The 26,527-nt window shown below is 46.8% G+C and carries 21 protein-coding genes; 15 read left to right on the top strand and 6 right to left on the bottom strand.

Translation table 11 applies throughout. From position 1 onward, the window contains the following. The first annotated feature begins 26 nt into the window (after positions 1-26). From IEN92_RS06855 to IEN92_RS06900, 10 genes are all read left to right on the top strand, one after another. Positions 27-1,037, top strand: coding sequence for a beta-propeller fold lactonase family protein (locus tag IEN92_RS06855; RefSeq protein WP_215376185.1), 1,011 nt, complete (start codon positions 27-29; stop codon positions 1,035-1,037). Positions 1,038-1,046: 9 nt separating this feature from the next. After that, positions 1,047-1,826, top strand: a complete 780-nt coding sequence (locus IEN92_RS06860; protein WP_216161857.1) for a polysaccharide deacetylase family protein — start codon at positions 1,047-1,049, stop codon at positions 1,824-1,826. A gap of 24 nt (positions 1,827-1,850) precedes the next feature. Then, complete coding sequence (locus IEN92_RS06865) at positions 1,851-2,822, top strand: sterol desaturase family protein (protein ID WP_216161860.1); 972 nt, start codon at positions 1,851-1,853, stop codon at positions 2,820-2,822. Positions 2,823-2,875: 53 nt separating this feature from the next. Continuing rightward, positions 2,876-3,745 (top strand): EI24 domain-containing protein, encoded by an 870-nt coding sequence (locus tag IEN92_RS06870; RefSeq protein ID WP_215376194.1) that lies wholly within the window; start codon positions 2,876-2,878, stop codon positions 3,743-3,745. Further along, positions 3,738-4,601, top strand: a complete 864-nt coding sequence (locus IEN92_RS06875) for a molybdopterin-binding protein (protein WP_255539782.1) — start codon at positions 3,738-3,740, stop codon at positions 4,599-4,601. The genes IEN92_RS06870 and IEN92_RS06875 overlap by 8 nt, the downstream gene beginning before the upstream one ends. Positions 4,602-4,817: 216 nt before the next feature. Beyond that, positions 4,818-6,233, top strand: coding sequence for a type I glutamate--ammonia ligase (gene glnA, locus IEN92_RS06880; RefSeq protein WP_216161863.1), 1,416 nt, complete (start codon positions 4,818-4,820; stop codon positions 6,231-6,233). A gap of 26 nt (positions 6,234-6,259) precedes the next feature. Then, a complete protein-coding gene (glnL, locus tag IEN92_RS06885) occupies positions 6,260-7,381 on the top strand; it encodes a nitrogen regulation protein NR(II) (RefSeq protein ID WP_370623907.1) in 1,122 nt (373 codons plus the stop codon). Continuing rightward, positions 7,378-8,829, top strand: coding sequence for a nitrogen regulation protein NR(I) (ntrC, locus tag IEN92_RS06890; RefSeq protein ID WP_216161865.1), 1,452 nt, complete (start codon positions 7,378-7,380; stop codon positions 8,827-8,829). The genes glnL and ntrC overlap by 4 nt, the downstream gene beginning before the upstream one ends. Then, positions 8,822-9,670 (top strand): exodeoxyribonuclease III, encoded by an 849-nt coding sequence (gene xth / locus IEN92_RS06895; RefSeq protein ID WP_216161868.1) that lies wholly within the window; start codon positions 8,822-8,824, stop codon positions 9,668-9,670. Before ntrC ends, xth begins: the two co-directional genes overlap by 8 nt. 25 nt (positions 9,671-9,695) lie before the next feature. After that, positions 9,696-10,304 (top strand): glutathione S-transferase, encoded by a 609-nt coding sequence (locus tag IEN92_RS06900; RefSeq protein WP_216162290.1) that lies wholly within the window; start codon positions 9,696-9,698, stop codon positions 10,302-10,304. Between the two features lie 15 nt (positions 10,305-10,319). Here the strand turns inward: IEN92_RS06900 and IEN92_RS06905 are convergent, their stop codons facing one another. The 4 genes from IEN92_RS06905 to IEN92_RS06920 are packed head-to-tail and all read right to left on the bottom strand — an operon-like array spanning position 10,320 to position 16,557. Continuing rightward, on the bottom strand, positions 10,320-12,458 hold the full coding sequence (locus IEN92_RS06905) for a M3 family metallopeptidase (protein WP_216161871.1): 2,139 nt from the start codon (positions 12,456-12,458) through the stop codon (positions 10,320-10,322). 29 nt (positions 12,459-12,487) lie between these two features. After that, the gene (gene folD / locus IEN92_RS06910; protein WP_216161874.1) at positions 12,488-13,342 is read right to left on the bottom strand and encodes a bifunctional methylenetetrahydrofolate dehydrogenase/methenyltetrahydrofolate cyclohydrolase FolD; all 855 of its coding nucleotides are present in this window, start codon (positions 13,340-13,342) and stop codon (positions 12,488-12,490) included. A 19-nt stretch (positions 13,343-13,361) separates the two neighbouring features. After that, on the bottom strand, positions 13,362-14,006 hold the full coding sequence (locus tag IEN92_RS06915; protein WP_216161876.1) for a response regulator transcription factor: 645 nt from the start codon (positions 14,004-14,006) through the stop codon (positions 13,362-13,364). A gap of 34 nt (positions 14,007-14,040) precedes the next feature. Next, a complete protein-coding gene (locus IEN92_RS06920; protein ID WP_216161879.1) occupies positions 14,041-16,557 on the bottom strand; it encodes a PAS domain S-box protein in 2,517 nt (838 codons plus the stop codon). Between the two features lie 205 nt (positions 16,558-16,762). Between IEN92_RS06920 and aceE the strand changes: the two genes are divergently transcribed. The 3 genes from aceE to lpdA are packed head-to-tail and all read left to right on the top strand — an operon-like array spanning position 16,763 to position 22,860. Next, positions 16,763-19,459, top strand: coding sequence for a pyruvate dehydrogenase (acetyl-transferring), homodimeric type (aceE, locus tag IEN92_RS06925; RefSeq protein ID WP_215376215.1), 2,697 nt, complete (start codon positions 16,763-16,765; stop codon positions 19,457-19,459). Between the two features lie 14 nt (positions 19,460-19,473). Further along, complete coding sequence (gene aceF, locus IEN92_RS06930) at positions 19,474-21,063, top strand: dihydrolipoyllysine-residue acetyltransferase (protein ID WP_216161883.1); 1,590 nt, start codon at positions 19,474-19,476, stop codon at positions 21,061-21,063. A 9-nt stretch (positions 21,064-21,072) separates the two neighbouring features. After that, positions 21,073-22,860 (top strand): dihydrolipoyl dehydrogenase, encoded by a 1,788-nt coding sequence (lpdA, locus tag IEN92_RS06935; RefSeq protein WP_216161885.1) that lies wholly within the window; start codon positions 21,073-21,075, stop codon positions 22,858-22,860. A gap of 70 nt (positions 22,861-22,930) precedes the next feature. Here lpdA and IEN92_RS06940 read toward each other — a convergent pair whose 3' ends face one another. After that, positions 22,931-23,485 (bottom strand): phasin family protein, encoded by a 555-nt coding sequence (locus IEN92_RS06940; protein WP_215376224.1) that lies wholly within the window; start codon positions 23,483-23,485, stop codon positions 22,931-22,933. Between the two features lie 207 nt (positions 23,486-23,692). Between IEN92_RS06940 and IEN92_RS06945 the strand changes: the two genes are divergently transcribed. Then, a complete protein-coding gene (locus tag IEN92_RS06945) occupies positions 23,693-24,580 on the top strand; it encodes a DMT family transporter (protein WP_216161888.1) in 888 nt (295 codons plus the stop codon). Positions 24,581-24,678: 98 nt separating this feature from the next. Continuing rightward, entirely contained in the window at positions 24,679-25,698 is a 1,020-nt protein-coding gene (locus tag IEN92_RS06950) for a serine hydrolase (RefSeq protein WP_215376229.1), read from the top strand. Position 25,699: 1 nt separating this feature from the next. Here the strand turns inward: IEN92_RS06950 and IEN92_RS06955 are convergent, their stop codons facing one another. Beyond that, positions 25,700-26,524 carry an IclR family transcriptional regulator gene (locus tag IEN92_RS06955; protein ID WP_215376232.1) on the bottom strand — a complete coding sequence of 275 codons (825 nt, stop codon included), beginning with the start codon at positions 26,522-26,524 and terminating at the stop codon, positions 25,700-25,702. Positions 26,525-26,527: the final 3 nt, after the last annotated feature.

A 26,527-nucleotide genomic window follows, 5' to 3' on the forward strand; every position in this document is an offset into this window, starting at 1 on the left:
CTGCTTGCATTGCTTACAATAGAGGGATGCACACATTTATCACGATTAGTAGATTTCACAGAATTACAGCCTTACTGGCTTTACTCTCCGTAAACGGGGTTTTTGCACAAACTAGCACTTCTGTAGCCGAGCCCAAGATTGCCATTATTTTGAACTCTGGTGCTGCCTCGGTGAGTCTGATTGATATGCCCACTCGGCAAGTGATTAAAACCGTTCCAGTTGGTAAAGAGCCACATCATTTGATGATGACCCCAGATCAAAAAACATTGTTGATTGCCAATGCTGCAGGCAATGATGTTGTTTTAATGAATCCAACTACCGGTGAGTTGACCGGAAAAATCCCAAACATCATTGATCCATACCAAATTGGGTATTCACCTAATCACAAATGGTTTGTGGCAAACGGCAATCGTTTGGATCGTGTCGACATCTATGCTGCCAATAGTGCTGATCTGAAATTAGCCAGTTCAGTGAAACTAGGCAAGACCCCAAGTCATATTGCATTCACTTCAGATAGCAAAATTGCATTTATCACACTGCAAGACTCGAGCGAACTTGCAGCGATTGATTTAGAAACTCAAAAAGTACTTTGGGTAATTCCCACGGGCAAAGTTCCTGCAGGCTTATGGATGACACCTGGTGACCAGTACTTATTGATTGGCATAACAGGTGAAGACTATGTTCAAGTCATTGATTGGAAGACCCGCAAGGAAGTGAAGCGCATCCCAACTGGTAAGGGTGCTCATAATTTCCGGCCACTTGGCGATAAAAAGCATGTATTCGTCAGTAATCGTATTGCATCAACTATCAGTCTGATTAATATGCATACCTTAGAGAAGGTGGGTGATATTACCGGCTTGCCCTCCGGCCCAGATGATATGGAAATTACGCCGGATGGAAAAACCTTGTGGGTGACCTTTCGCTTTTCCAAAAAGGTTGGCGTGATTGATATCCCTACGATGAAATTACTCACCGTGATTCCCGTTGGGAAATCGCCGCATGGCGTATTTTTCTACCCCAGAGCCTCCTGGGAATAAATCTTCATCATGAAGTGCAAAGCCCTCATTCGTTTAACAGCCGCATTCGTATTCGGCTGTTTTGCATTGAGCAGTGTCGCACAAACAAGCAGTTGCAATAAAACGGTTTATCTCACATTCGATACTGGCAATATGTCAGTTGCTGAAAAGGTGGCAGAGATTCTCAAGCGCCAAGATGTCAAAGCCACTTTCTTTTTAGCAAATGAAAAAACCTTTCGTGGCGACTTCTCCCTCGATGATTCTTGGAAAGCATTTTGGCAAGAGCGTCTTAAGGAAGGTCATCATTTTGGTAGTCATACCTACGATCATGTGTATTTTGTGAAAGATGGGCCCAAGGGGCAAGTCTTTGAGAAGCCTCAATTTGGCCCCAAGGCGGGCGAGACTATTTTGTATAACGAGGCTGCCATGTGCAAAGAGATTCGTCGGGTAGATCTTCGTTTTATTGAGCTAACCGGGCAGCCTATCCAAAAAATCTGGCGAGCACCAGGTGGCAAAACTTCACCTACCCTCATTCGGATGGGGGATATGTGCGGCTATCAGCATATTGGCTGGTCAGCAGCTGGCTTTTTAGGGGATGAGCTCAACTCAGATAAGCATCCTAATAGTTTGCTTCTAGAGAAGGCGAGTCGTGATCTGAAGGATGGCGATATCACGATGGCTCACTTAGGTATCTGGTCTAGAAAAGATCCTTGGGCACCTGCCGTGCTGGAGCAACTGATTGTGAATCTCAAAGGGCGCGGCTTTTGCTTTGGCTTATTACCCAAGTTAAGTCTACCCTCACACAAATAAACTAGAGATCAGTCAAAATAGGGCATGGACTTTAGTTCGATAACCTCCTTAATCTCTGATGCTTACGGCAGCGTTCAGGAATTCATTTTTTCTAATGTAGTTGGACCCTTGCTGTATCAGTTTGATTTGATGTCTTGGGCTGAAGATGTTTTTGATGGCATTGATTGGTTCTTGTTTGGCTGCGTACAGGTTTTCTTGATTGTGCTTGTACTGAGAACCTGGGAACATTTTGCCCCTGCTGAGAAACAAGAGCGTTTTGCTAAAAGCAGCAGGGCCGATGTTTTTTATACCCTGTTCCATCGCTTGGGAATCTTTCATGGCTTGATGTTTATTGCTTTATCAGGATTCTTTTTTCAAATCGATTCAATCTTGCATGACTTCCGCTTTGATCGCTTGAATGTCGAAAACTGGTGGCCTGGCATCACCTCTATTCCAGTAGTCAGTTTTCTGATTTATCTCGTCTTGCTCGATTTCTTTGACTACCTCTATCATCGCGCCTCACATGCCTTTAATTGGTGGTGGCAGCTACATGCTTTGCATCACAGCCAAACTGTGATGACTGCTTGGTCTGATAATCGCAACCACTTACTTGATGACATCATGCGTGCGGTCTTCTTATCTTTAATTGCCTTGATATTCGGGGTGCCTCCAGGTCAATTTATTATGCTGGTCGCGCTAAGCCAATTTATTCAGAGTTGGCAGCATGCCAATATCAAATTGCACCTCGGTGTAGGGCGTTATGTATTGATATCCCCGCTGTACCATCGCATGCATCATGCCGTGGGCTATGGTCATGAGGCCAAGGGCAAACCGGGTGTGCTTGGAGGTTGTAACTTCGGCATTCTGTTTCCGTGGTGGGACATGCTTTTTAGTACGGCGATCTTTCCGAAGGAGGTCTATCCTACAGGAGTCAGAAACTTAGCTGTATCGCAAAATATTTTGACTCAGCAGTGGCAAGGTCTCGTCCACGCAGTAAAAGAGTTATTACCAAAGTAAATATAGGCACTCACTGAGATGAAGTTCTCAGGTGAAGTGCAAGAGGAGTATGAATGGTTGGATTGCCGCAAGTCTTTAGATCCTTTGGTTTGGCCTTGGTGGGAACAATGCATCCAAGAATGCTATGGCTAAGCCTGCGACCATTTTTGATCGTCTCGGTGCTATGGGGTTGCCTCATCTGGTTGACCTGGACTCCCGCCTTAGAGGCTTTGAGTATTTTCTTAACCACCTCCATGTTTACGAGCTGGATACAAGAAGGCTTAATTTGGGCCGGCTTTGAAAATGCTCGAGCATTTATCGCCCCTTTATTTTTTGTGATGCTGATTATTCCCTTGATCACAATTAGCTTATTGGTATTTGTTGCGTTTTCAACTGTGCCAACGGTAGTAAAGATTGTCGTGCGTCAATCCCACTATCAAGATTTAGAATCCAAACATGGTGGCAGCTTCTTTGGAAGCCTGGTCTACAGCTTATGGTCTGCCTTGATTTGTTTAGCCTTAGTGATGTTGACCTTACCCGTTTGGTGGGTGCCTCCACTAGTCGCAGTGCTACCACCATTGTTGTGGGGATGGTTAACGATGCGCTTAATGTCCTACGATGTGTTGGCCAAACATGCCAGTACTCAAGAGCGCGATCAACTACTAGAAAAATACCGCTGGCCTTTACTCACAATGGGTATTGTTTCTGGCATGTTGGGTGCTGTGCCAACTTTCTTCTGGGCAACTTCTGCTTTGGCTTTAGTATTGTTCCCGATCGTGAGTTTTGTCGCTTTATGGATTTATTCTTTGATCTTTGTATTTGCAGCTTTATGGTTTAGCCATTTCTTATTAGATGCTCTCAAAGAGTTACGACAGGATGAATTGGATCAAGCCTTAACGGTGCCCACGCGTGTAGTTGAGACGGAACTTCCTTACCATGGTTGATGCACTTAAAAAAGTTGAAATCGATAACCCCGCCAACGAGGCAGAGACTGCACGCCGTTTTGGTTTGATTGTGATTGGCGATGAGATTCTCTCTGGCCGTCGTCAAGATAAGCATATGGCTAGCTTGATTGACTTACTCAATGAACGTGGTCTAAGTCTTTCTTGGGCCAAGTATGTGCCAGATGATCCAGAGCAAATTACAGCCACACTGAAAGACAGTTTCGCTAGTGGCGATGTCGTGTTTAGTACTGGCGGTATTGGAGCAACACCAGACGATTACACTCGCCAATGCGCGGCATTAGCATTGGGCACTAAATTAGAGTTGCATCCCACAGCGCAAGAACTCATTGCGGGGCGCATTCAGTCGATGGCAGAAGGGGACCCGATTAAATCTGATCTCAATACTCCTGAGAATCAGCAGCGTTTCAAAATGGGCGAGTTCCCGATCGGTAGTGAAATCATTCCCAATCCCTATAACCAAATACCGGGCTTTCGGATTTCGGAGCATCACTTTGTTCCTGGCTTTCCGGTGATGGCTGGCCCCATGATGGCCTGGTGTTTGGATAATCATTACAAAAGCCTCTTCCATCAAGAGAATTGGGCGGAGCAGAGTTTCATCGTGCCCAAGGGTATTGAGTCGACTTTGACCCCCTTAATGGAGCGCATCCAAGAAAACTTCCCTGGGGTGAAGGTCTTTAGCCTGCCCTCAGTAGGCGATCCTAGTAAGGGTGGCGTATACGCTCAGCGTCATATTGAATTGGGCATCAAAGGCAACGCAAACCTCCTCGAGAGCGCTTGGCTTGCTCTTCGAACCGGCACCCAAGAACTGGGATACGAGATCCACGATATTAGCTAGTCAGTCATATACCCTTATTGCACCAAAATAGTGCTATAAGGGTATTTTCAGGGTGTCAAACCCGTAAATGAGCACTTAATTAGTGCAATAATGAATGTTCCCATTTGTTTGCTTCAGTAAATTACATACATCCAATAGGCATGTTTGGTGCCTGGAATAAACAAGGGTGTATGCCTTGAGTTTGAATTCCGAGTTTAGTTAATAGAGGAGATTTGCATGACGAAGACCGTCGCTGATGTGATGAAGTTAGTTAAAGAGAAAGAATGTACTTTCGTTGATTTCCGCTTTGTGGATACAAAAGGTAAAGAGCAGCATGTTTCTGTACCGATCTCCGCGTTTGACGAAAGCAAGTTTGAAGATGGTCATGCATTTGACGGCTCATCCATTGCTGGTTGGAAAGGGATTGAAGCATCTGATATGTTGCTCAAACCAGATCCAACTGCTGCTTACATTGACCCATTCTATGAAGAGCCAACCTTGGTGTTGACTTGTGATGTGATCGAGCCATCCGATGGCAAAGGTTACGACCGCGACCCACGCTCTATTGCAAAACGCGCCGAAGCGTATTTGAAGAGCACTGGTTTAGGTGATGCTGCTTACTTTGGTCCAGAGCCAGAGTTCTTTATTTTTGACGGCGTTCGTTGGGGTGCCGACATGCAAGGTTGCTTCGTGAAGATTGATTCTGAAGAAGCGCCATGGTCATCAGGTCTTGAAGTTGAAGGCGGTAATACCGGTCACCGTCCAGGTAAAAAAGGCGGTTACTTCCCAGTGGCTCCAGTAGATACATTCCAAGACATGCGTTCTGAAATGTGTTTGATTCTCGAATCATTGGGCATTCCAGTTGAAGTACATCACCATGAAGTTGCTGGCCAAGGTCAAAACGAATTGGGTACAAAGTTCAGCACATTGGTACAACGCGCTGACTGGACTATCTGGCAGAAATACGTGATTCAAAACGTTGCTCATGCTTACGGCAAGACAGCAACCTTTATGCCTAAACCAGTAGTGGGTGATAACGGTTCTGGTATGCACGTTCACCAATCTGTTTGGAAAAACGGTGAGAACTTGTTTGCTGGTAATGGTTACGCTGGTTTGTCAGAGTTTGCTCTCTACTACATTGGCGGCATCATTAAGCACGCTAAGGCATTGAACGCAATTACCAACCCAGGTACAAACTCTTACAAGCGTTTGGTTCCAGGCTTTGAGGCTCCAGTGAAATTGGCTTACTCAGCACGTAACCGTTCTGCCTCTATCCGTATTCCACACGTTTCTAGTCCTAAGGGTCGTCGTATCGAAACCCGTTTCCCAGATCCATTGGCTAACCCATACTTGGCATTCTCTGCCTTGTTGATGGCTGGTTTGGACGGCGTACAGAACAAGATTCATCCAGGTGAAGCTGCTGACAAGAATTTGTATGACTTGCCACCAGAAGAAGATGCAAAGATTCCAACCGTTTGCGCAAGCTTGGAAGAAGCATTGGATGCCTTGCAGAAAGATCATGAGTTCTTGACTCGTGGTGGAGTATTTACAGAGTCCATGATTGATGCGTACATCAATTTAAAGATGGATGATGTCACACGTTTCCGTATGACTACTCATCCAATCGAATTTGATATGTACTTCTCCCTGTAAGCGAAGGAGAGAACTTGAGCGCAGGTCTGTTGCGCAATTCGTTCAAGGGAGCAGCCACGGCTGCTCCTTTTTTTCCGACATTGCTTGATCAGATGCCCAATGCCATCCTGGTATTTGAGGCTCAGAGCCAACAATTGGTTTACGTGAACCCAGCTGCGGAATCTGCACTGGACCTCTCGCGCAAATCACTTGAGGGTCAGTCTGTGCACGCTTTATTTGGGGATAACAGTGCTTTGAGTGACATGATTGCTGAGGTGAGAGCAGGTCATGTCTCGGCACAACGTCAAGAAATGGTTTTGCATTCCCTACCCAGTAGTATTCATCAAGAATCAACCCCAGCACATGTAGTCATTGCAGCGCTCGAGGATCCCGAGCTCATCATGATGGAATGGTTTCCGATCGACCAGCAATTGAGAAGTGAGCGTGATGAGCGTGTTACACAGCAGGTAGAAGCCAACAAACAGTTAATGCGCAATCTGGCGCATGAGATTAAAAATCCTTTGGGCGGTATTCGGGGTGCGGCTCAGCTCTTAGAGTTTGAGTTACCGGAAAAGGGTTTACGTGAGTACACCCAAGTCATTATCAAAGAGTCAGATCGTTTACAGACCTTAGTTGATCGTCTTTTGGCGCCACATCGTAAAGCGCACGTGATAGAAGCATTTAATGTGCATGAAGCGCTTGAGCGCGTCCGCAGCCTAGTATTGGCAGAGTTTCCCAAGGGTTTAAAGATCATCCGCAATTACGACACCAGTCTTCCAGACATTCTTGGTGATCGTGAACAACTCATTCAAGCTGTACTGAATATTGTGCATAACGCAGCACAAGCGCTTTCAGATGAGATTAAAGCGGGTATTGCGCAGATTGAACTCAATACGCGGGTGGCTCGTTCAGTCACGATTGCTAAGCACCGTTATAAGTTGGCCATGGATTTGCACGTAATTGATAACGGTCCCGGTATTCCGAAAGAAATCATTGAACGTATTTTTTTCCCACTAGTATCTGGACGAGAAGGGGGTAGTGGCCTGGGCCTTACCCTCGCACAAACCTTTGTTCAACAACACCGGGGCTTTATTGCTTGTGACAGTCGCCCTGGACGTACTGATTTTCATATTCAAATTCCATATCGCAGTCAGGAGAAAGCATCATGAAACCAATTTGGATCGTTGACGATGATCAATCCATTCGTTGGGTCTTAGAAAAAGCCTTGGCACGTGAAAATATTCCGCATAAGAGCTTTTCAAACCCCAATGATGTGCTCAACGCTTTAGAGAAGGAATCTCCTCAGGTATTGATTTCGGATATTCGTATGCCGCGCGGCAATGGTTTGGATTTATTGCAGCATGTCAAAGCCAGTCATCCAAATTTACCAGTGATTATCATGACGGCATACTCTGATCTGGATTCTGCGGTGTCCTCCTTTCAAGGCGGTGCATTTGAATACCTCACCAAGCCTTTTGATATTGAAAAAGCAGTGGAGTTAATTCTTCGTGCGGTAGAGCAGAGCACTCGAAATGAGGCAGGCACTAAAGATTTGACGGGCTGGCGGCAAGAGGCAACCGAGATCATCGGTCAAGCACCCGCCATGCAAGAAATCTTCCGTGCCATTGGTCGTTTAGCGCAGTCGCATGCCACAGTTCTGATTACTGGTGAATCTGGTACGGGTAAGGAGCTTGTTGCACATGCTCTGCATAAGCATAGCCCTAAGGCAAAAGGCCCATTTGTAACGCTCAGCACTTCCGCTGTTCCAAAAGATCTATTGGAGTCAGAGTTATTTGGCCATGAACGTGGTGCTTTCCCAGGTGCGCAGACATTACGTCGTGGACGTTTTGAGCAAGCCGATGGCGGAACACTCTTCTTAGGTGAAATTGGTGATCTGCCATTTGATTTACAAACACGATTATTGCGTGTGTTGTCCGATGGCCATTTTTATCGCATCGGCGGTCAAGATCCTATCAAGGTAAACGTTCGTGTGATTGCCTCTACCCATCAGAACCTGGATGCTCGTGTAGCAGCAGGCTTCTTCCGCGAAGATTTATTGCATCGTTTGAATGTCATTCGTTTAAGAATGCCTTCATTGCGCGAACGCAGTGAGGATATTCCGATGTTGGCGAGACATTTCATGCTCGCTTGCGCAAAATCCTTAGGCGTAGAGCCCAAGAAGCTTTCAGATGAAGTCCTGAAAGAAATTGCTGCAATGCCATTTCCAGGAAACGTACGTCAATTAGAGAACCTATGCCATTGGCTTACCGTGATGACACCTGCCAATGTGATTGGCGTTACTGATTTACCTGCTGATATCATGGCGGAAGCTGGTGAGCAGCCTGTTATCTTGCAGGGCGAGTCTTCTAGTTCAAATCCGGCTATTGCAAAAGTAGCTACTGGCGATTGGGAGAATGGTCTTGGACGTTTGGCCGTGAAGATGTTGCAGGATGGTGATACTGAGGTCTATGACGCCCTATGTGCCCGCTTTGAGAAAGCAGTATTGCAAGCAGCGTTAGAGGTAACCCGTGGCCGTAGAGTGGAGGCAGCACAACGCCTAGGTATCGGCCGCAATACCATTACTCGTAAATTGCAGGAACTGGGGATCGATGACTGATTCAATTCGCATTGCTGCGTGGAATGTAAATTCTTTAAAAGTTCGCCTTCCACAGGTACTTCGCTGGTTGCAAGATCAGGAGCAACAAAAGCAAGCCATTGATGCCTTGTGCTTACAAGAACTCAAGCTCACGGATGATAAGTACCCACATCAAGAGCTTGAGGCTGCTGGCTATCTCAGCTTGGCAGCAGGGCAAAAGACTTATAACGGTGTAGCAATCATTGTGCGCAAAGCTGCCTTGGCAGCTATTGCCTCGGATGTGCAAACCACTTTTTTAAAGCCCATTCGGAATATCCCTGGTAGCTCTGATGAACAGCAGCGCATTTTGGCTGCGACCATTCCATTTTCAGGAACCCAACCCATTCGACTAGTCTCCGCATATTTTCCGAATGGACAATCACCCGATAGCGATAAGTTTGCTTACAAGCTCGACTGGTTAAATAAGTTACAAAGCTGGTTAACATCCGAATTAGAGCAGAGCCAGCGCTTGGCTTTGCTGGGCGACTTCAATATTGCACCAACCGATGAAGATGTTCATGATCCCAAAGCTTGGGAGGGGCAGAACTTAGTTTCACTACCTGAAAGAAATGCATTCCAAGAGTTATTAAATCTGGGGTTGCATGATTCATTCAGAATGTTTGCACAAGCACCCAAGACCTATAGCTGGTGGGACTATCGCATGATGGGTTTTAGACGCAATGCTGGGATGCGTATTGATCACATTTTGCTGAGTGAGCAACTCAAAGAAAAGTGCAGTGCTAGCATCGTAGATAAAGAGCCTAGAACTTGGGAGCAGCCTTCAGACCATGCTCCGGTGATAGCAACCATTAAAAAAACCTAAGCGCATTTCAGTGACTAGTGCATCTATGGTGCCAATTTTGTACTCCTACCGAAGATGCCCTTACGCCATGAGGGCGAGGATGGCTCTTCAATACGCTGGCATTGCGTTCGAGCATCGAGAGATTGCTTTAAGGGATAAACCCAAATCGATGCTACTAGCATCGCCCAAGGGAACTGTTCCAGTGCTGTGTGTTGATGGTCAAGTCATCGATCAAAGCTTGGATATTATGCGCTGGGCACTGGACAAATCAGACCCCGATGGCTGGAAGAGTGTCGATGAGCAGATTGCTGAAAGTTGGATCGAGAAGAATGATGGCCAATTCAAGTTGCTGTTAGATCAATACAAGTATCCCAATCGCTACCCAGAGCTCAATCCAGAAGAAGTTTTAATTGCAGCAATGGATGTGATGTTAAAACCCATCGAAACTGCGCTACAGGCAAATCAATATCTATTGGGCAACAAAGTGTCTTGGGTAGATATTGCTATCTTTCCATTCATCAGGCAGTTTGCCGCCGTTCATCCGGAAAGATTTACACAGTTGCCATTGCCGGCTACTCAAAAATGGTTAGAGCAACTGATTCAATCACCATTATTCAATTCTGTAATGGAGAAGTATCCCACTTGGGTGGATTAGTCAGTACAAGACAGCCTACGCTAAGCCACCATGTCGAAGTAGAGCATCAATACTGGGCTCTCTGCCACGGAAGGCCTTGAAAGATTCGGCCGCAGGACGACTGCCACCCACTTCCAAAATCTCCTCTCTGTAACGAGTTCCTGTTTCGGTATCGAGCACACTACCAGTGAGTTTTTCAGCTTCCTCAAAGGCGGAGTAAGCATCAGCTGAGAGCACCTCTGCCCATTTATAGCTGTAATAACCCGCTGCATAACCACCAGCAAAGATATGGCTGAAGGAATTGATCCAACGAGAGATTTCTGGTTGCGTAATGATGTTGTATTCATCAGCAATTTGACGTGAAACATCAAGTACGGCATGGCCTTTAGCATCCTGAGCATCAAAGCGAGAGTGCAAGCGCCAATCGGTTAAGGACATCACAATTTGACGTAGGGTTGCAAAACCATTCTGAAAATTCTTAGCAGCAATCATTTTCTCAAAGAGTTCACGCGGCAACGGCTTTCCTGTTTCTGCATGTGCAGTCATTTTTTCTAACACTTCCCATTCCCAGCAGAAGTTTTCCATAAACTGACTTGGCAGTTCAACTGCATCCCATTCCACGCCATTAATTCCGGAAACGCCTAATGCGCCTACTTGGGTAAGTAGGTGATGCAGTCCATGACCACTTTCATGGAAGAGGGTAATCACATCATCATGGGTAATAGTGGGTTGACGCAATATCCCATCGACTTTGACTGGCGCAGCAAAGTTGCAAACTAGGTAAGCAACCGGAACTTGGATTTCACCGTTGGCAAGTTCTCTGCGACCACGAGCATCATCCATCCAGGCACCGCCACGTTTCCCGGGGCAAGCATAGGGATCTAAATAAAAATAGGCCTGAATCTTTCCTGCTAGATCTTTTACAGCAAAGGACTGCACATCTGCATGCCAAGTAGGCAAGTCAGCAGCCTCAATCTTCACGCCAAAGAGCGTCTGAATCACTTGGAATAAACCATCCAATACCCTGGGAAGTGGAAAGTATTGCTTAAGCTCGTTTTCAGAAAAAGAATAACGAGCATGCTTCAAGCGTTCTGCAGCAAAAGGAACATCCCATGGCTCAAGGCCATTGCTCGATTCACTAGCGAGTCCCAACTCTGTTTTTGCATACTCACAAAGTTCTTGCCAATCTTGCTGGGCAAATGGTTTTGCTTTATTGGCAAAGTTGGTTAAAAAGAGATCCACTTCATCAACACTGCTTGCCATCTTAGGCGCTAAGCTCAGAGCCGCATAATTCGCAAAGCCCAACATGCGTGCCTCTTCATCCCGCAGTCTGAGTTGCTCGAGCATGTTAGCCGTGTTATCCCAAGCCAGATCACCCTTGGCATATTGGGGGGCTAACTCGGATGCGCGTGTGACATAGGCTTCATACATGAGGCGACGTAAGTCGCGGTTCTCTGAGTACTGCATCACGGGATAGTAAGAGGGGAAGTGGAGGGTAAATGCCCAACCTTTCAAACCTTTCTGCTCTGCAGTATGTGCAGCGGCAGCGATAGTATCTTCTGGAAGACCAGCCAGGTCTGCTCTGTTTGTAATGAGATGGACGAAACCATCAGTTGCGTCTAAAACATGATCTGAAAACGCTTTACCCAAGGCTGCTTGTTGATCCTGAATTTCGGAGAAGCGCAATTTATCAGCATCATTTAATTCTGCACCACCAAGACGAAACTCTCGCAAGGAGTTTTCAATCACTTTCTGTTGCGCGCGGCTGAGCTGCGCATATTCAGGACTGTTCTTCAGTTCCTTAAACTTCTGATAGAGCGCCAGATTTTGTCCAAGACTGGACATGAATGCTGTAACCTCCGGGAGTATCTCTCCATAGGCAGTCCGCAGCTCTGGGGTATCGGCAACACTATTGAGATGGGATATCACACCCCATGATCTGCCCAATGCTTCCGTTGCATCCTCTAAGGGTTCGGCTAACTGATCCCAAGTAGCCGGAGTGTGAGAATTGGTTGCAGCATCCACCGATTCTTGTGCATGCTTGAGCAAAAAGCGGATTGCTGGTGCAATGTGCTCAGGCTTGACATCTGAATAAGCAGTGATGCCTCGACCAAAGGTCAGCAGGGGATTATTTTGTAAGGCAGGGGGTAAGCTAGGAAAGAAGGTATTTGTCATACCCTCTAGCTTAATGGATCTCAGCCGATCTAAGGCTTAGCTGCCTTTTCGGCAGCTTCCAAGGTATTCATGAGCAGCATAGTGATTGTCATTGGACCAACACCACCAGGAACGGGGGTAATCCAGCCGGCTATGTATTTAGCAGTATCAAAATCGACATCACCACAAAGCTTGCCGTCCGGAAGACGATTGATACCCACATCAATGACAACTGCACCAGTTTTCACCATATCGCCTGAAACCATTCTCGGTTTTCCGGTAGCTACTACCAGAATGTCTGCATCTTTAGTGTGGTGAGCGAGGTCACGGGTCTTACTGTTACAAATTGTCACAGTGGCACCTGCTTGCAAAAGCAACATAGCCATTGGCTTGCCCACAATATTAGAGGCGCCAACAATGACAGCCCGCGCGCCACGAATCGGATAATCAATACTCTCCAGAATCTTCATGCAACCATAGGGTGTGCAAGGTTTAAATTCTGGTTGGCCAACCATTAAGGCACCTGCATTGGCAACATGAAAGCCGTCCACGTCTTTATGAGGGGCAATCGCCTCCAAGACACGCTCAGCTGCAATGTGTTCAGGTAGGGGGAGCTGTACCAAGATGCCATGAATTGAGGGATCCGCATTCAGGGTAGCAATACGAGCGAGCAATTCTTCTTCACCAAGCCCTGCAGAGTAACGCTCTAACACCGAATGAAAGCCGACTTCTTCACAGGCTTTGACCTTATTGCGCACATATACTTGGCTAGCAGGATTGTCACCAACGACGATGACTGCTAATCCAGGTCGAACACCCTTCGCCGTCACAATAGCCCCTCGAGCTGCGATCTCAGTGCGGATTTTTTTAGAGAGTGCGTTACCGTCTAGTAGTTGGGCAGGCATTGCGGTCGAGATATTCTGATTAGTTAGGCTGGGGATCGGCTAAGGCTAAGCGGAGCAGGTCCGCTACGGTATTGACGTTCAATTTTTCCATGATGTTGGCACGGTGCGCCTCAACAGTCTTAATGGAGATGCCTAAGTCATCGGCAATTTGCTTATTCAGACGACCGGCTACGATGCGCTCCAAAACTTGGCGTTCACGACCAGTCAATTTGCTCAGCAGGCTCTGCGTAATTTTGCGTTGACTTGCTTGTGAGTAGTCCACTCTGGCTTTTGCAAGCATGCGATCGACTAAACCACAGAGATCATTTTCTTTAAAAGGCTTTTCAATGAAATCGACTGCACCACGTTTCATAGTGGACACTGCCATAGAGACATCACCGTGACCAGTAATAAAGGCTACAGGCATTGGTAGATTTTCACTAATCAAACGCTCTTGTAATTCAAGGCCAGACATTCCTGGCATACGCACATCCAAGATGGCGCAAGAGATGGTGGACTTATCGGTGCTTTGTAGAGACTGTAAGAAACGTTCTGCGCTTGCGTGACAACGAACGACGTAGCCATTGCTTTCTAGAAGCCAGGTAAGAGAATCGCGGACAGCCTCATCATCATCAACAACATATACAACTTCGGCTTGGTTGGGTTTGGCAGTGGCTAAGTTCATTTTGGGTCTCGCGTGGTGATTCAGACTACGAAAATTATGCATTTCCAATGGAATCCGAAGATTCTATGGGTAGAAGTATTGTAAAGGTGCAGCCGACCAGCTTGGTGTGTTCAGAATCCATAATATTGGATGCCCAGAGGCGTCCGTGGTGGGATTCAATGATGGAGCGGCAAATATTCAGCCCCATGCCCATCCCATCGGTTTTGGTACTGAAAAACGGCTCAAACATGCGTTCAATCACCGATTCGGCGATGCCACCCCCAGAATCAGTTACCCGAATTCTGAGCATGGCCGGAAAAATATTGGTGTCCAAGTCAGCGCTAATCTTGACGGGTGGGGCTGACCAGCGCGAGGACAGGGGGTAGGCCTCCCGCATACTATCCAAGCCATTTTTGAGCAGGTTCACTAATACTTGCAATATCAGAACAGGATCAAGGCTAACTTCACGTAAATTTGCAGCAATATTTGATTCAATGCTTAAGCGATGACGATTGGCTTCAATTTCTACTAAGCCCACTGCGTCGTTGATGATGTCAGCTATTGAGGATGTTTTGCGTTGCGGTTCACTACGCTTTACAAATCCTCTAATGCGTTGAATGATGGTACCTGCACGATGAGCCTGTTCTGAGGCTTTCTCTAGCGCTGGCAAAACTTCTTTATTTAAATTAGGATCAATATTGCCATCTAAACGTTTGGCTACGCCCATGCAGTAATTTGAAATTGCAGAGAGTGGCTGATTCAATTCATGGGCAAGGGAAGAAGCCATTTCACCCATTGTGGTGAGGCGACTCGTAAATTGCATCCGTTCTTCTTGTTGACGCGCTAACTCTTCAGCTTCTTTGCGGATGGTGATGTCGGTAGCAATCTGCAACTGAGCGAGCTCACCATCTACCCATGGGATCACGCGTCGACGCACCTCATACCAGTGGTTGCCATCTTCGCTGAGCTGAATTTCCTCTGACTCAGATTCTTGATATAAAAAAGAGGCGGGAATAGATGGCGCAGATTCGTGCATATCTTCAGCGATATCATGCAGCGTTTTAATGGTATTGATATCGCCTGCTAATTTGAAATGCCCTTTAGAGTCATTGCCAAAATTTTCTCGGTAGAAGCGATTCGCAAATAAAAGTTCATTGGTTTCTAGATCCACTACGGATACCGCTGCATCCAGACCCTCGAGAACTGTGGTGAAGCGATCTTGTGAGGCCGCTAACTCTTCGCGAATCTTCTTAGGCTCAGAGATATCGATTAAAGAAGTAACCCAGCCGGTTTGTTTGCCTTTTTCATTAATTAAAGGTGCAATGAAGGTACGGGTTTCAATGAGTGTGCCATTGCGCCGCAAAATAGCTCCCTCAATACCCTTTTTGGAGACAACTTCAGAGTTCAAGGCCCGATTCATCTTCTCGGACAACTCCTCACGTCGAGCGTCTGGCCAGAAGGGGAAAGGGGGCTTCAGTCCAATGAGCTTTTCAGGGTTCCAGCCAGTCATTTCGCAGAATGCGCGATTGACATAGGTAATACGTTTATCCATATCATGCGCACGTATACCAACTGGTGTAGAGTTTTCCATCGCATTTCGAAAGCTCGTCTCTTTACGCAAACTGGCTTCTGCCTCTTGACGAACTTGCATCTGTTTTAAGACTGACCACAAACTCCAAATCACGAAGGCACTCAACCCCAACAGCACGCCAATCAACATTCGAAAGGTTAAATTTGTTGGTGGAGGATAGGTATCAATTCGTAAGGTCAGGTTTGGACTCAGTACTCCAATATCCAAACTCGTTTGGTTGCTAAAAGATCTTTTAGGTGTCCCGCGATCAGAGGAAATAGACAAAATGCGTTCATCATCTGCCAGCAAGGTAAAGCGGTAGTGGGCTTTTAGATCGGATGGAATAATATCCAACACTCCTTGGGTGGAGTAGAGCACAGCTAGGTATCCAATAGCCTCACCGCCCACGATATTGGGCACTACTTGCCAGAACACGATGCTACTCTCTTTTGCCAATGGGTCCTGACTAGGAATATCCAAGCTCATGAATTTACTAAATGCAGCTCTGCCAGTAATTTTGCTTAATTCAACCGTACTGTTTAGTGCGCTAGTGCTAGCTTGGCTATTTTGTGTATTGCCAATCCAATTACTATTCTTGCTGCCTTGTGGGGCCATCCATTGATTCTGCAGATTTTGATTCAGTGAAATGATTTTGATGATTTCATGGTTGCTTAGTGCAAGCGCCTGTGCTTGCTCAAAAGCAATTTTGTTCAGCTTGACTTGATCTTCGGTAGCAGCCAGTTCGCGATTAATACTGGTGAACGCTTCTAGATTATTGGCAAAGCGCAATTGGATGCGTTGCTTAGCAAACGACAGTTCACGAAATAGGGCGGCTTCTTGTTGATTCTTTTCTTGTAAGTGCAAAGTGCCCAGAATGATGCCCATGACTACGGTAAAGAGCACGATGGCAATCAGGGGGGTGTAAACGAGCCTAAATCCCCGGATTTTTCGGAGCCATTTAAATGGACTAAAGAGAATGCTAATCAAAGCCGTAAATTTCATGAATGAGGGTCATTTTGCCTTATTACGTGCTTAGAAAGCCATTTTTCCCCATTAAATCAGCATCTTATTTGCGCTGCAATAAATTACCACATTATGAGAAATATTATCATTATGTGGGAAATTGCTTGTTTACACCCATATACCTTCCTAGAATGTTGTCTATAAAGTTGCTACATACAAGTGAAGTACTTATTGGAGACAAGTTATGGCTGCAGTTCCAGAGCAGATATTAGGTAAGCAAAATTCTCAGGATGTAGACCCTGGAGAAACCCAAGAATGGTTGCAGGCCTTAGATGGTGTCATTCATAACGAAGGCGCTGACAGAGCGGCTTACTTAATAGATCAACAAATTTCTCATGCACGGGTCAATGGTGTCGTCCAACCTTTCCATGCAGAAACTCCTTACATCAATACGATCCCAGTTGAGAACCAAGCTCGGTTACCTGGCGATCAAAATATTGAGCACCGCATTCGTTCCTACACTCGGTGGAATGCAATGGCAATGGTCTTGCGTGCCAATAAAGATACAAACGTAGGCGGACACATCTCTTCTTTCCAGTCAGCAGCAACTTTATATGACGTTGGCTTTAATCACTTCTGGCATGCCCCATCACCAGAACATGGTGGCGACCTAATTTTTGTTCAGGGCCACTCTGCACCAGGCGTTTACGCACGTGCTTATATGTTGGGCCGTTTATCAGCCGATCAGTTAAATCACTTCCGCCAAGAGGTTGGTGGCAAAGGGATTTCAAGCTATCCACACCCTTGGTTAATGCCGGACTTCTGGCAGTTCCCTACGGTATCGATGGGCCTTGGTCCGATCATGGCTATTTATCAAGCGCGTTTCATGCGTTACTTGCAAGACCGTGGCTTTATTAAGAATGAAGGTCGCAAGGTCTGGGCATTCTTGGGCGATGGCGAAACCGATGAACCTGAATCCTTGGGCGCTATTGGTATGGCCGGCCGTGAAAAGCTAGACAACCTCATCTTTGTGATTAACTGTAATTTGCAGCGTTTGGATGGTCCAGTACGCGGTAACGGCAGCATTATTCAAGAGCTTGAGAGTGAGTTCCGTGGCGCTGGTTGGAATGTCATCAAGGTGGTGTGGGGCGGCCATTGGGATGCCTTATTTGCGCGTGATAAAAAGGGTATCTTGATGCAACGTTTGGGCGAGATCGTTGACGGCCAGTACCAAACCATGAAATCAAAGAATGGTGCCTATGTCCGTGAGACCGTTTTCAATACGCCAGAGCTCAAAGCTTTAGTAAGTGATTGGAGTGATGATGAAATTTGGCAACTTAATCGTGGTGGTCATGATCCGCATAAAGTCTATGCAGCCTTTCATGCAGCGGTAAATCACAAAAATCAACCTACCGTTATTTTGGCTCACACCATTAAAGGTTACGGTATGGGTGGCTCCGGTGAGGCAATGAATATTGCGCACCAAGCGAAGAAGATGAATGATGACGACGTTCGCCGATTCCGCGATCGTTTTGAAATTCCCGTTAAAGACGAAGACCTTGATGAGATGCCTTTAGTTAGCTTTGCTGAAGGCAGCCCTGAATTGGAGTACATGAAGGCGCGCCGCCAAGAGTTAGGCGGTTACTTGCCGCAGCGTCGAACCAAGGCAGAGAGTTTGCCTGTACCAGCATTAGATGCATTTGCACCATTGTTGGAAGCAACTACTGAGGGTCGCGAGATCTCCACTACGATGGCTTTTGTCCGCATGCTCAATACTGTGGTGCGAGATAAAACCATTGGTAAGCGTGTAGTGCCGATTGTTCCAGATGAGTCCCGTACCTTTGGTATGGAAGGCATGTTCCGCCAACTCGGCATTTGGAACCAATTAGGCCAGCTTTACACCCCAGAAGATCACGATCAATTGATGTTCTATAAAGAGGATAAGACTGGTCAGATCTTGCAAGAGGGTATTAACGAAGCGGGTGGTATGTGCGATTGGATCGCTGCTGCAACTTCTTACTCTACACATGGCGTGCCCATGTTGCCTTTCTATATCTTCTACTCGATGTTTGGTTTCCAGCGTATCGGCGACTTAGCCTGGGCGGCTGGTGATATGCGTAGCCGCGGCTTCTTGTTAGGCGGTACTGCGGGTAGAACCACCTTAAACGGCGAAGGCTTGCAACACGAAGATGGTCACAGTCATCTTTGGAGTGGCGCAGTACCAAACTGCATCAGCTACGACCCAACTTTCTCGTTTGAATTAGCAGTAGTGATTCAGGATGGTATGCGTCGTATGTTGGAAGTGCAGGAGGACGTTTATTACTACGTCACATTGATGAATGAGAACTATGCACATCCAGCGATGCCTAAAGGTGCTGAAAAAGACATCATTAAAGGAATGTACAAGCTCAAGTCAGTTGGTGACGATAAAGCGAAGTTGCGCGTTCAGCTCCTTGGTTCTGGCACCATCTTCCGTGAAGTGATTGAGGCTGCTGAGTTATTGCAAAAAGATTGGGGTGTAGCATCGGATTTATGGGGTTGCCCAAGTTTTACTGAGTTGGGTCGCAATTGGAATGCAGTACACCGCTCCAACTTGCTCAACCCAACTGCGGCGCCAGCTTTGTCCCATGTGGAAAAGTGCCTCAAAGATACTTCTGGCCCTGTGATTGCTGCAACCGACTACGTCCGTTTGTTTGCTGAGCAAATTCGTCCAGCAATTCAGCACCTAGGTCGCCGCTACGAAGTATTGGGTACGGATGGCTTTGGTCGTTCTGATACCCGTGAAAAACTCCGTGACTTCTTCGAAGTGGATCGTCGCTGGGTGGTTGTGACTGCCTTGAGATCTTTGGTGGATGCAGGCCAGATGGATCGTCAAAAACTGGCTGAAGCGATCAAGAAGTATGGCATCGACACCACTAAACCAAACCCAATGACGGTTTAAAACGAGATCAATTCATGAGTCAAATAATCGAAATCAAAGTCCCCGATATTGGTGACTATAAAGATGTGCCTGTTATTGAAGTGTTGGTGAAGGCCGGCGACAAGATTGAGAAAGAGCAATCTATCGTTGTTCTGGAGTCTGATAAAGCAACGATGGATGTTCCCTCATCTCACTCTGGGCTTGTGAAAGAAGTGAAGGTCAAAGTGGGTGACAGCCTCTCTGAAGGATCTGTTGTGATCACTTTGGAAGAGGGCGCTACAGCGGCTACTCCAGCTCAAGCAGCCCCTGCTCCAGCTGCAAGCCCTGCAAGTTCTGGTGGTGGATCCATGGAGATCAAAGTCCCTGATATTGGTGACTATAAAGATGTACCCGTGATTGAGGTGTTGGTGAAGGCCGGCGACAAGATTGAGAAAGAGCAATCTATCGTTGTACTGGAGTCTGATAAAGCCACTATGGATGTTCCTTCAACACACTCCGGCGTTGTTAAGGAAGTCAAAGTGAAAGTCGGCGACAACTTATCTGAGGGATCAGTGGTCTTGATTCTTGAAGGTGGATCTTCAGCTGCTGCCCCAGTAAGTGCACCAGCTGCAACTACAGCACCTGCACCTACTAAGGCAGTTGAGCCTCCAATTGTTCGTGCTCCAGCACCGCCTCCGGTGAGCAATGTAGCCCCAGCGGTGGATGCTGCGTTAAGTCATGCAAGTCCATCCGTACGTAAATTTGCGCGTGAGTTGGGCGTGACCATTACTCAGGTTAAGGGATCTGGCCCTAAGGGGCGCATTACTCAGGAAGATGTACAAGCTTTTGTGAAAGCCGCAATGAGTGGTGGCGCTACCAGTGCCTCAGCATCCAGCGGTGGCAGCTTGGGCGGTCTCAATTTGATCCCATGGCCAAAAGTGGATTTCACAAAGTTTGGTGAAATTGAGCGTCAACCCTTAAATCGAATTAAGAAGCTTACTGCAGCGAACCTTGGCCGCAATTGGGTGATGATTCCTGCGGTAACTTATCACGAGGATGCAGACATTACTGATTTGGAGGCATTCCGTGTGCTTACCAATAAAGAGAATGAAAAGAAGGGTGTCAAGATTACGATGCTCGCATTCTTAATGAAGGCTGCAGTTGCTGCTTTGAAGAAATATCCCGAGTTCAATAGCTCGCTCGATGGCGATGATCTAATTCTCAAAAAATATTTCAATATCGGCTTTGCTGCAGACACGCCAACGGGATTGGTTGTGCCGGTAATTAAAGACGCAGATAAAAAAGGTATCTTTGAGTTGGCTAAAGAGACTTCTGAGCTGGCTGCGCTTGCCCGTGATGGTAAGTTAAAGCCTGATCAGATGCAGGGCGCGAGCTTTACGATCTCCTCTTTAGGTGGCATTGGAGGAACTTACTTCTCTCCAATTGTGAATGCTCCTGAAGTCGCTATTCTGGGCGTTAGCAAAGCTGCCATGAAACCCGTTTGGGATGGTAAGCAATTTGTGCCACGTCTGATTTGCCCATTATCACTCTCTGCTGATCATCGCGTGATTGATGGCGCATTAGCAACGCGCTTCAATGTGTATATCGCACAACTTTTAGCCGACTTCCGTCGTGCTTCGCTGTAAGGAGGATTTATGGCTAAGCAAATGATCCTCGTGCCTGATATTGGCGATTATTCTGATGTTCCAGTAATTGAAGTGCTGGTTAAAGTTGGTGATGTAGTTGAAAAAGAGCAGCCACTGTTAGTGCTCGAATCTGATAAGGCGACGATGGAAGTTCCAGCTGACGCTGCGGGAACCGTCACTAGCATTTCAGTAAAGTTGGGTGACAAGGTTAGTAAAGGCACAGTGATTGCTGAGATTGAGGCAAGTGCTGCTGCCCCTGTAGCTAAGCCTGCTGCTGTGGCTGCACCAGCTGCCACTTCATCTACTCCTGCTGCGGCTCCAGCCCCAGCCCCCGTTGCTGGTCAATACAGTGGCAAAGTGGATCATGAATGTGAAGTATTGGTACTCGGTGCGGGCCCTGGTGGCTATAGCGCGGCATTTAGAAGTGCTGATTTGGGTATGAATACTGTTCTAGTAGAGCGTTACGCTACCTTGGGTGGCGTGTGCTTGAACGTTGGCTGTATTCCCTCAAAAGCTTTGCTGCATACCACTGCGGTGATGGATGAAGTCAAAACCATGTCTAAGCATGGCATCACTTTTGGTGAGCCCAAGATCGAGATTGATCAACTGCGTGGCTATAAAGATTCTGTGATTGCTAAATTGACCGGTGGATTGGCTGGTATGGCAAAAGCCCGTAAGGTCAAAACCGTGCGTGGCTTAGGACGATTTTTAGACGCTCATCACGTTGAAGTGGAATTAACCAATGGCACTGGTCAAGACCTGACTGGCCAAAAAGAAGTAGTGCGCTTTCAGAAGGCCATTATTGCTGCGGGCAGTCAGCCTGTGAAATTGCCATTCTTGCCAGAGGATCCCCGAATTGTGGATAGTACTGGCGCTTTATTACTCAAGAGTATTCCGAAGCGCATGCTCGTGATTGGCGGTGGCATTATTGGTTTAGAGATGGCAACCGTATACAGCACGCTTGGCTCACGCATTGATATTGCAGAGATGATGGATGGTCTGATGGCTGGTGCTGATCGCGACCTAGAAAAAGTCTGGGAGAAGTTTAATGCCGGACGCTTCGAAAAAGTCATGCTGAAGACGCGCGCTGCTAAAGCGGAAGTGAAATTGGATGGTATTCAAGTGACTTTTGAAGGCGAGAATGCCCCAGCAGAACCACAAACATATGATTTGGTATTGGTAGCGGTAGGTCGGACTCCAAATGGTAAGAAGATTGATGCGGGCAAGGCCGGTGTTCAGGTGGACGAGCGGGGCTTCATTTCAGTGGATAAACAAATGCGCACCAATGTGCAAAATATCTTTGCTATTGGGGATATTGTTGGTCAACCCATGTTGGCACACAAAGCAGTGCATGAAGGTCATGTCGCTGCTGAAGCTGCAGCGGGTGAAAAGTCTTACTTTGATGCCAAGCAAATCCCATCCGTTGCCTATACAGACCCTGAGGTAGCTTGGGCTGGTTTAACTGAGGAGCAGTGTAAAGCTCAAGGCATTGCCTATGAGAAGGGTCTCTTCCCATGGGCTGCAAGTGGTCGTGCAATTGCAAATGGTCGTGATGAAGGTTTCACCAAATTGATATTTGATGCAGCCACCCATCGCATTATTGGTGGCGGTATTGTCGGAACCCACGCAGGTGATCTGATAGGTGAAGTCTGCTTAGCCATCGAGATGGGTGCTGATGCGGTAGATATTGGCAAAACTATTCATCCACATCCCACGCTAGGTGAGTCTGTGGGTCTGGCAGCTGAAGCAGCGCATGGGCACTGTACAGATTTACCACCAGTGAAGAAGAAGTCCTAAATAGCTGAGCCAGTTCAAAAGAAAAAGCCCCGAGTAATCGGGGCTTTTGCATTACAGGAGATCAGGTAAATTATTTCTTTTTTGCAGCTTTCGTTGCGGTATCTGCAGCTTTCATCACAGTGTCAGTAGCCGTGCTGAGATTTGTTTGTGCTACCTCAACCGCGTGCTTCACTGCTTTCTGGCTAGTTTCAAACACATTGTTTGCAGAAGCAATTGCTTGCTTCATTGCCTGCACCGCTGCATCGGAACCGGCGGGGGCATTCTTCGTCCACTCTTCTACCAATGCATTGATTTTTTCTTGACCCGCTTGAAATTCTTTTTCAGCAGACTTAGTGAAGTTGTTTTGAGTCTCATGAGCCAACTCGTACAAGTGGCGGCTATAAGCCATAATTTTCTCTGCCATAGGCTGCACTGCTTCAGCTTGATGGGCTAGGAGCTGCTGGATATCTTTTACTTCCAAAGCTTTTCTTGCGCTAGTCATGCTGTCGCTCAAACTTTGTTTGGCAATATGCATATTGAGTTCAACGAGTTTCTCAATACTCTGGAGCGCTTGATTGGTCAAACCACTCAAGGTTTCTAAATTGGCTTTTTGCGCTGCTGCGATTTGTTCTGGTGTTAAGTTCATTTCAATCCCTTTCATTTGGATTTGCGTTCAATTTTCGCTTGAGGTCTATGCCTCACTGTATAGGGTTTGGAGGAATTTTACATCATTAATATTGCGTCGCAGCATAAAGAATCATGACTTCGCCTTAGTGGGTAGCAGAGTCACCATAACAAAAGAGCCTAAAATCAATGATTCAGTTCAATCCCCCCAATTTTCAGCAAGAGATTCATGAAGCTTAGTTTAGATAATGCTATTGCACCGTTTTTTGTGCTGATTTGGAGTACGGGATTTGTCATCGCACGGTTGGCGATGCCCTATGTTGAGCCAGCCACATTTTTGTTTTGGCGTTTTGCAGGCGTTCTAGCTGCCATGGCAGCACTCAGTCTGATTTGGCGAATCACTTGGCCGAGTTGGTCGCAAGTGAAGCATATTGCGGTTGCTGGCATCTTGTTGCAGTTTGGTTATTTACTCGGGGTTTGGTTTGCAGTACGACTCGGAATGACTGCTGGCTTAGTGGCCATTATTGTTGGTCTACAACCGATCTTGACAGCGTGGTTTGCGGCATGGGTTTCAGAAAAAGTGACTCCACGCCAATGGATAGGCTTGGGGTTTGGCTTTGCGGGTGTGGCTTTGGTAGTGATGGAAAAAATTGGCTTTGCCCATATTCCATTTGCTAGTTATGTATTGGCCGTCATTGCCTTACTCTCAATTACTTTTGGCACTCTGTATCAGAAAAAGTATTGCCCAGTGTTTGATCTGCGAGCAGGCTCGTCCATTCAGTTTGGCGTATCAGCCGTCCTCTGTTTTCTTTGCATGTATTTCTTTGAGTCTGGCGTGATGGTCTGGAATGCTTCGGTCATTGGTGCTTTGCTTTGGGCTATCTTTCCGCTATCCATTGGATCGATTAGTTTGTTATTTATGATGATTCGTAAGGGGGCGGCTACCAAAGTCACCAGCTTGCTGTATCTCACACCACCAACCACGGCATTGATGGCTTGGTTCCTATTTGATGAGCCATTTACCGCCATGATGGCTGTCGGTCTGGGCTTAACGATGACTGGGGTGGTTCTGGTTAATGCCCGTCAAACCAATACGGTAGCTACGATTGCAGAATAGAACACCCCAAAATGTCCAAGATGGGGCGAATAAACCCTTTCTGACATTAGAAATTAATTATCATTCGGTATGTTGAAAGTTTTGGAAGGTATTTTGGGATGCGTTTGAATCGATTTTGGCCATTTGCCCTAGCTTTGCTGATCGGCTTGACTGCCTCTGTAAATGCACCAGTATTTGCAGCTAGCAAAGATAAGGATAAAGATAAGCAAGCCAAATCGAGCAAGGTAGTTGTAAAGACTGCTAAATCGCCTAAGAGACCTAAGACAGTCCGAGTGACTGTTACGCGTTCGAATGCGCCAGTGGTTGCCGGACCACCATCTCTTGCCACTGCTCTAGGATTACGCGGTCAGCATGATGAGCTCAGCCTCAAATCTAGTGTTGCAATGGTTGTCAACCAAGACACTAAAGAAGTGTATTTTGAAAAAAATCCGAGCGTTAGCCTGCCGATTGCATCCATTACAAAATTAATGACAGCAATGGTTGTCTTGGATTCCAAGTTGCCCATGGATGAGACCATTGTGATTAATGCGGACGATGTTCACATTTATGCCAAGTCTCGCCTAGCTGGCGGAACTGTACTCACGCGTGAAGAAGCGCTCTTACTGGCGCTGATGTCTTCCGAAAACCGTGCAGCATATACCTTAGGTCGTAACTATCCAGGGGGTATTCCAGCATTTGTGGATGCGATGAACCGCAAAGCAAAAGACATTGGGATGGACCATTCGCATTTTGCTGATCCTACTGGCCTGATGAGCGAGAACGTTGCTTCAGCCGAGGACCTCACCCGCATGCTCAATGCCGCGTATCAATACAAGACGATTCGTGAGTTCTCTACTTGGCCTGATTTGACGATGGTGATTGCAAATCGCCCGCAAAAATTTCTAAACACGAATCGCTTAGTGCGTTCTGGTGATATGAATATCGGATTGCAAAAGACTGGCTTTATTAATGCCGCAGGCAAGTGTCTGGTTATGCAAGCACGAGTGAACAACACACCCTTATTGCTGGTCTTCTTAGATTCTGTTGGAACCCAATCGCGTTTTGCAGATGCAGTGAGAGTGCGTGATTGGTATGAGCGCATGCCTTCAGGCGCTCAACCCATCCGTCGCTTAATGTAATTTAGGCTGGAGCACCAGGCTCAGAGGACTTGGGTTTGAAGCCCATTCCCTTGGAGATCTGGAGCGCGGTGTCTTGTAGTGCCTTTAGCCAGTCAGCTTGCATGCGGTCTGTTGGAGCGCTCAGTGATAAGCCAGCAACCAATTTTCCTGAGTCATCCAAAATCGCCGCAGCTAAACAGCTCACGCCGAGCTCAAGTTCTTCATCATCACGTGCATTGCCATCTCTACGCACTTGATTGAGTGCAGTTTCTAGTTTGGCTAAATCAGTGATGCTATTGCGAGTATGACCAGAAAGCCCTGTACGTGTCACATAGGCGCGCACTTGGTTAGGGTCATCACTTGATAGGAATAGTTTTCCGACTGAGGTCAGGTGAAGCGGGGCACGTCCACCAATGGCTCGAACTACTTGCATGCCAGAGCGTTCGCTATAGGCACGATCGACATACACAATTTCATCACCTTGGCGAACGGATAAATTGACAGTCTCACCTGTAAGCTTGTGAAGGGTACGCATGGGTACTTGTGCAGCTTCACGAACAGAGAGTCGTGCTTTGACTAAGTTACCAAGTTCTAGCAGTTTTAAGCCAAGTCGATAAGTGCCGCCATCGCCACGCTCAACCAGACGGCAAGCAACCATGTCATTCAAAATTCGGTGGGCAGTGGAGGGATGCAGAGCAGTTTGCTCAGCCAAATTCTTGAGGCTGCAAGATTCTTCTTGCTCGGCTAAGGCGTCGAGCAAGTTCATCATGCGATCGAGCACCTGGATGGCAGTTTTGCCAACTTCGCCAGTATTTTTAGCAGTTTTGATCGGTTTGGTCGTACTCATAGC

The organism is Polynucleobacter sp. MWH-Creno-3A4 (genome assembly GCF_018881885.1).
GTDB lineage: Bacteria > Pseudomonadota > Gammaproteobacteria > Burkholderiales > Burkholderiaceae > Polynucleobacter.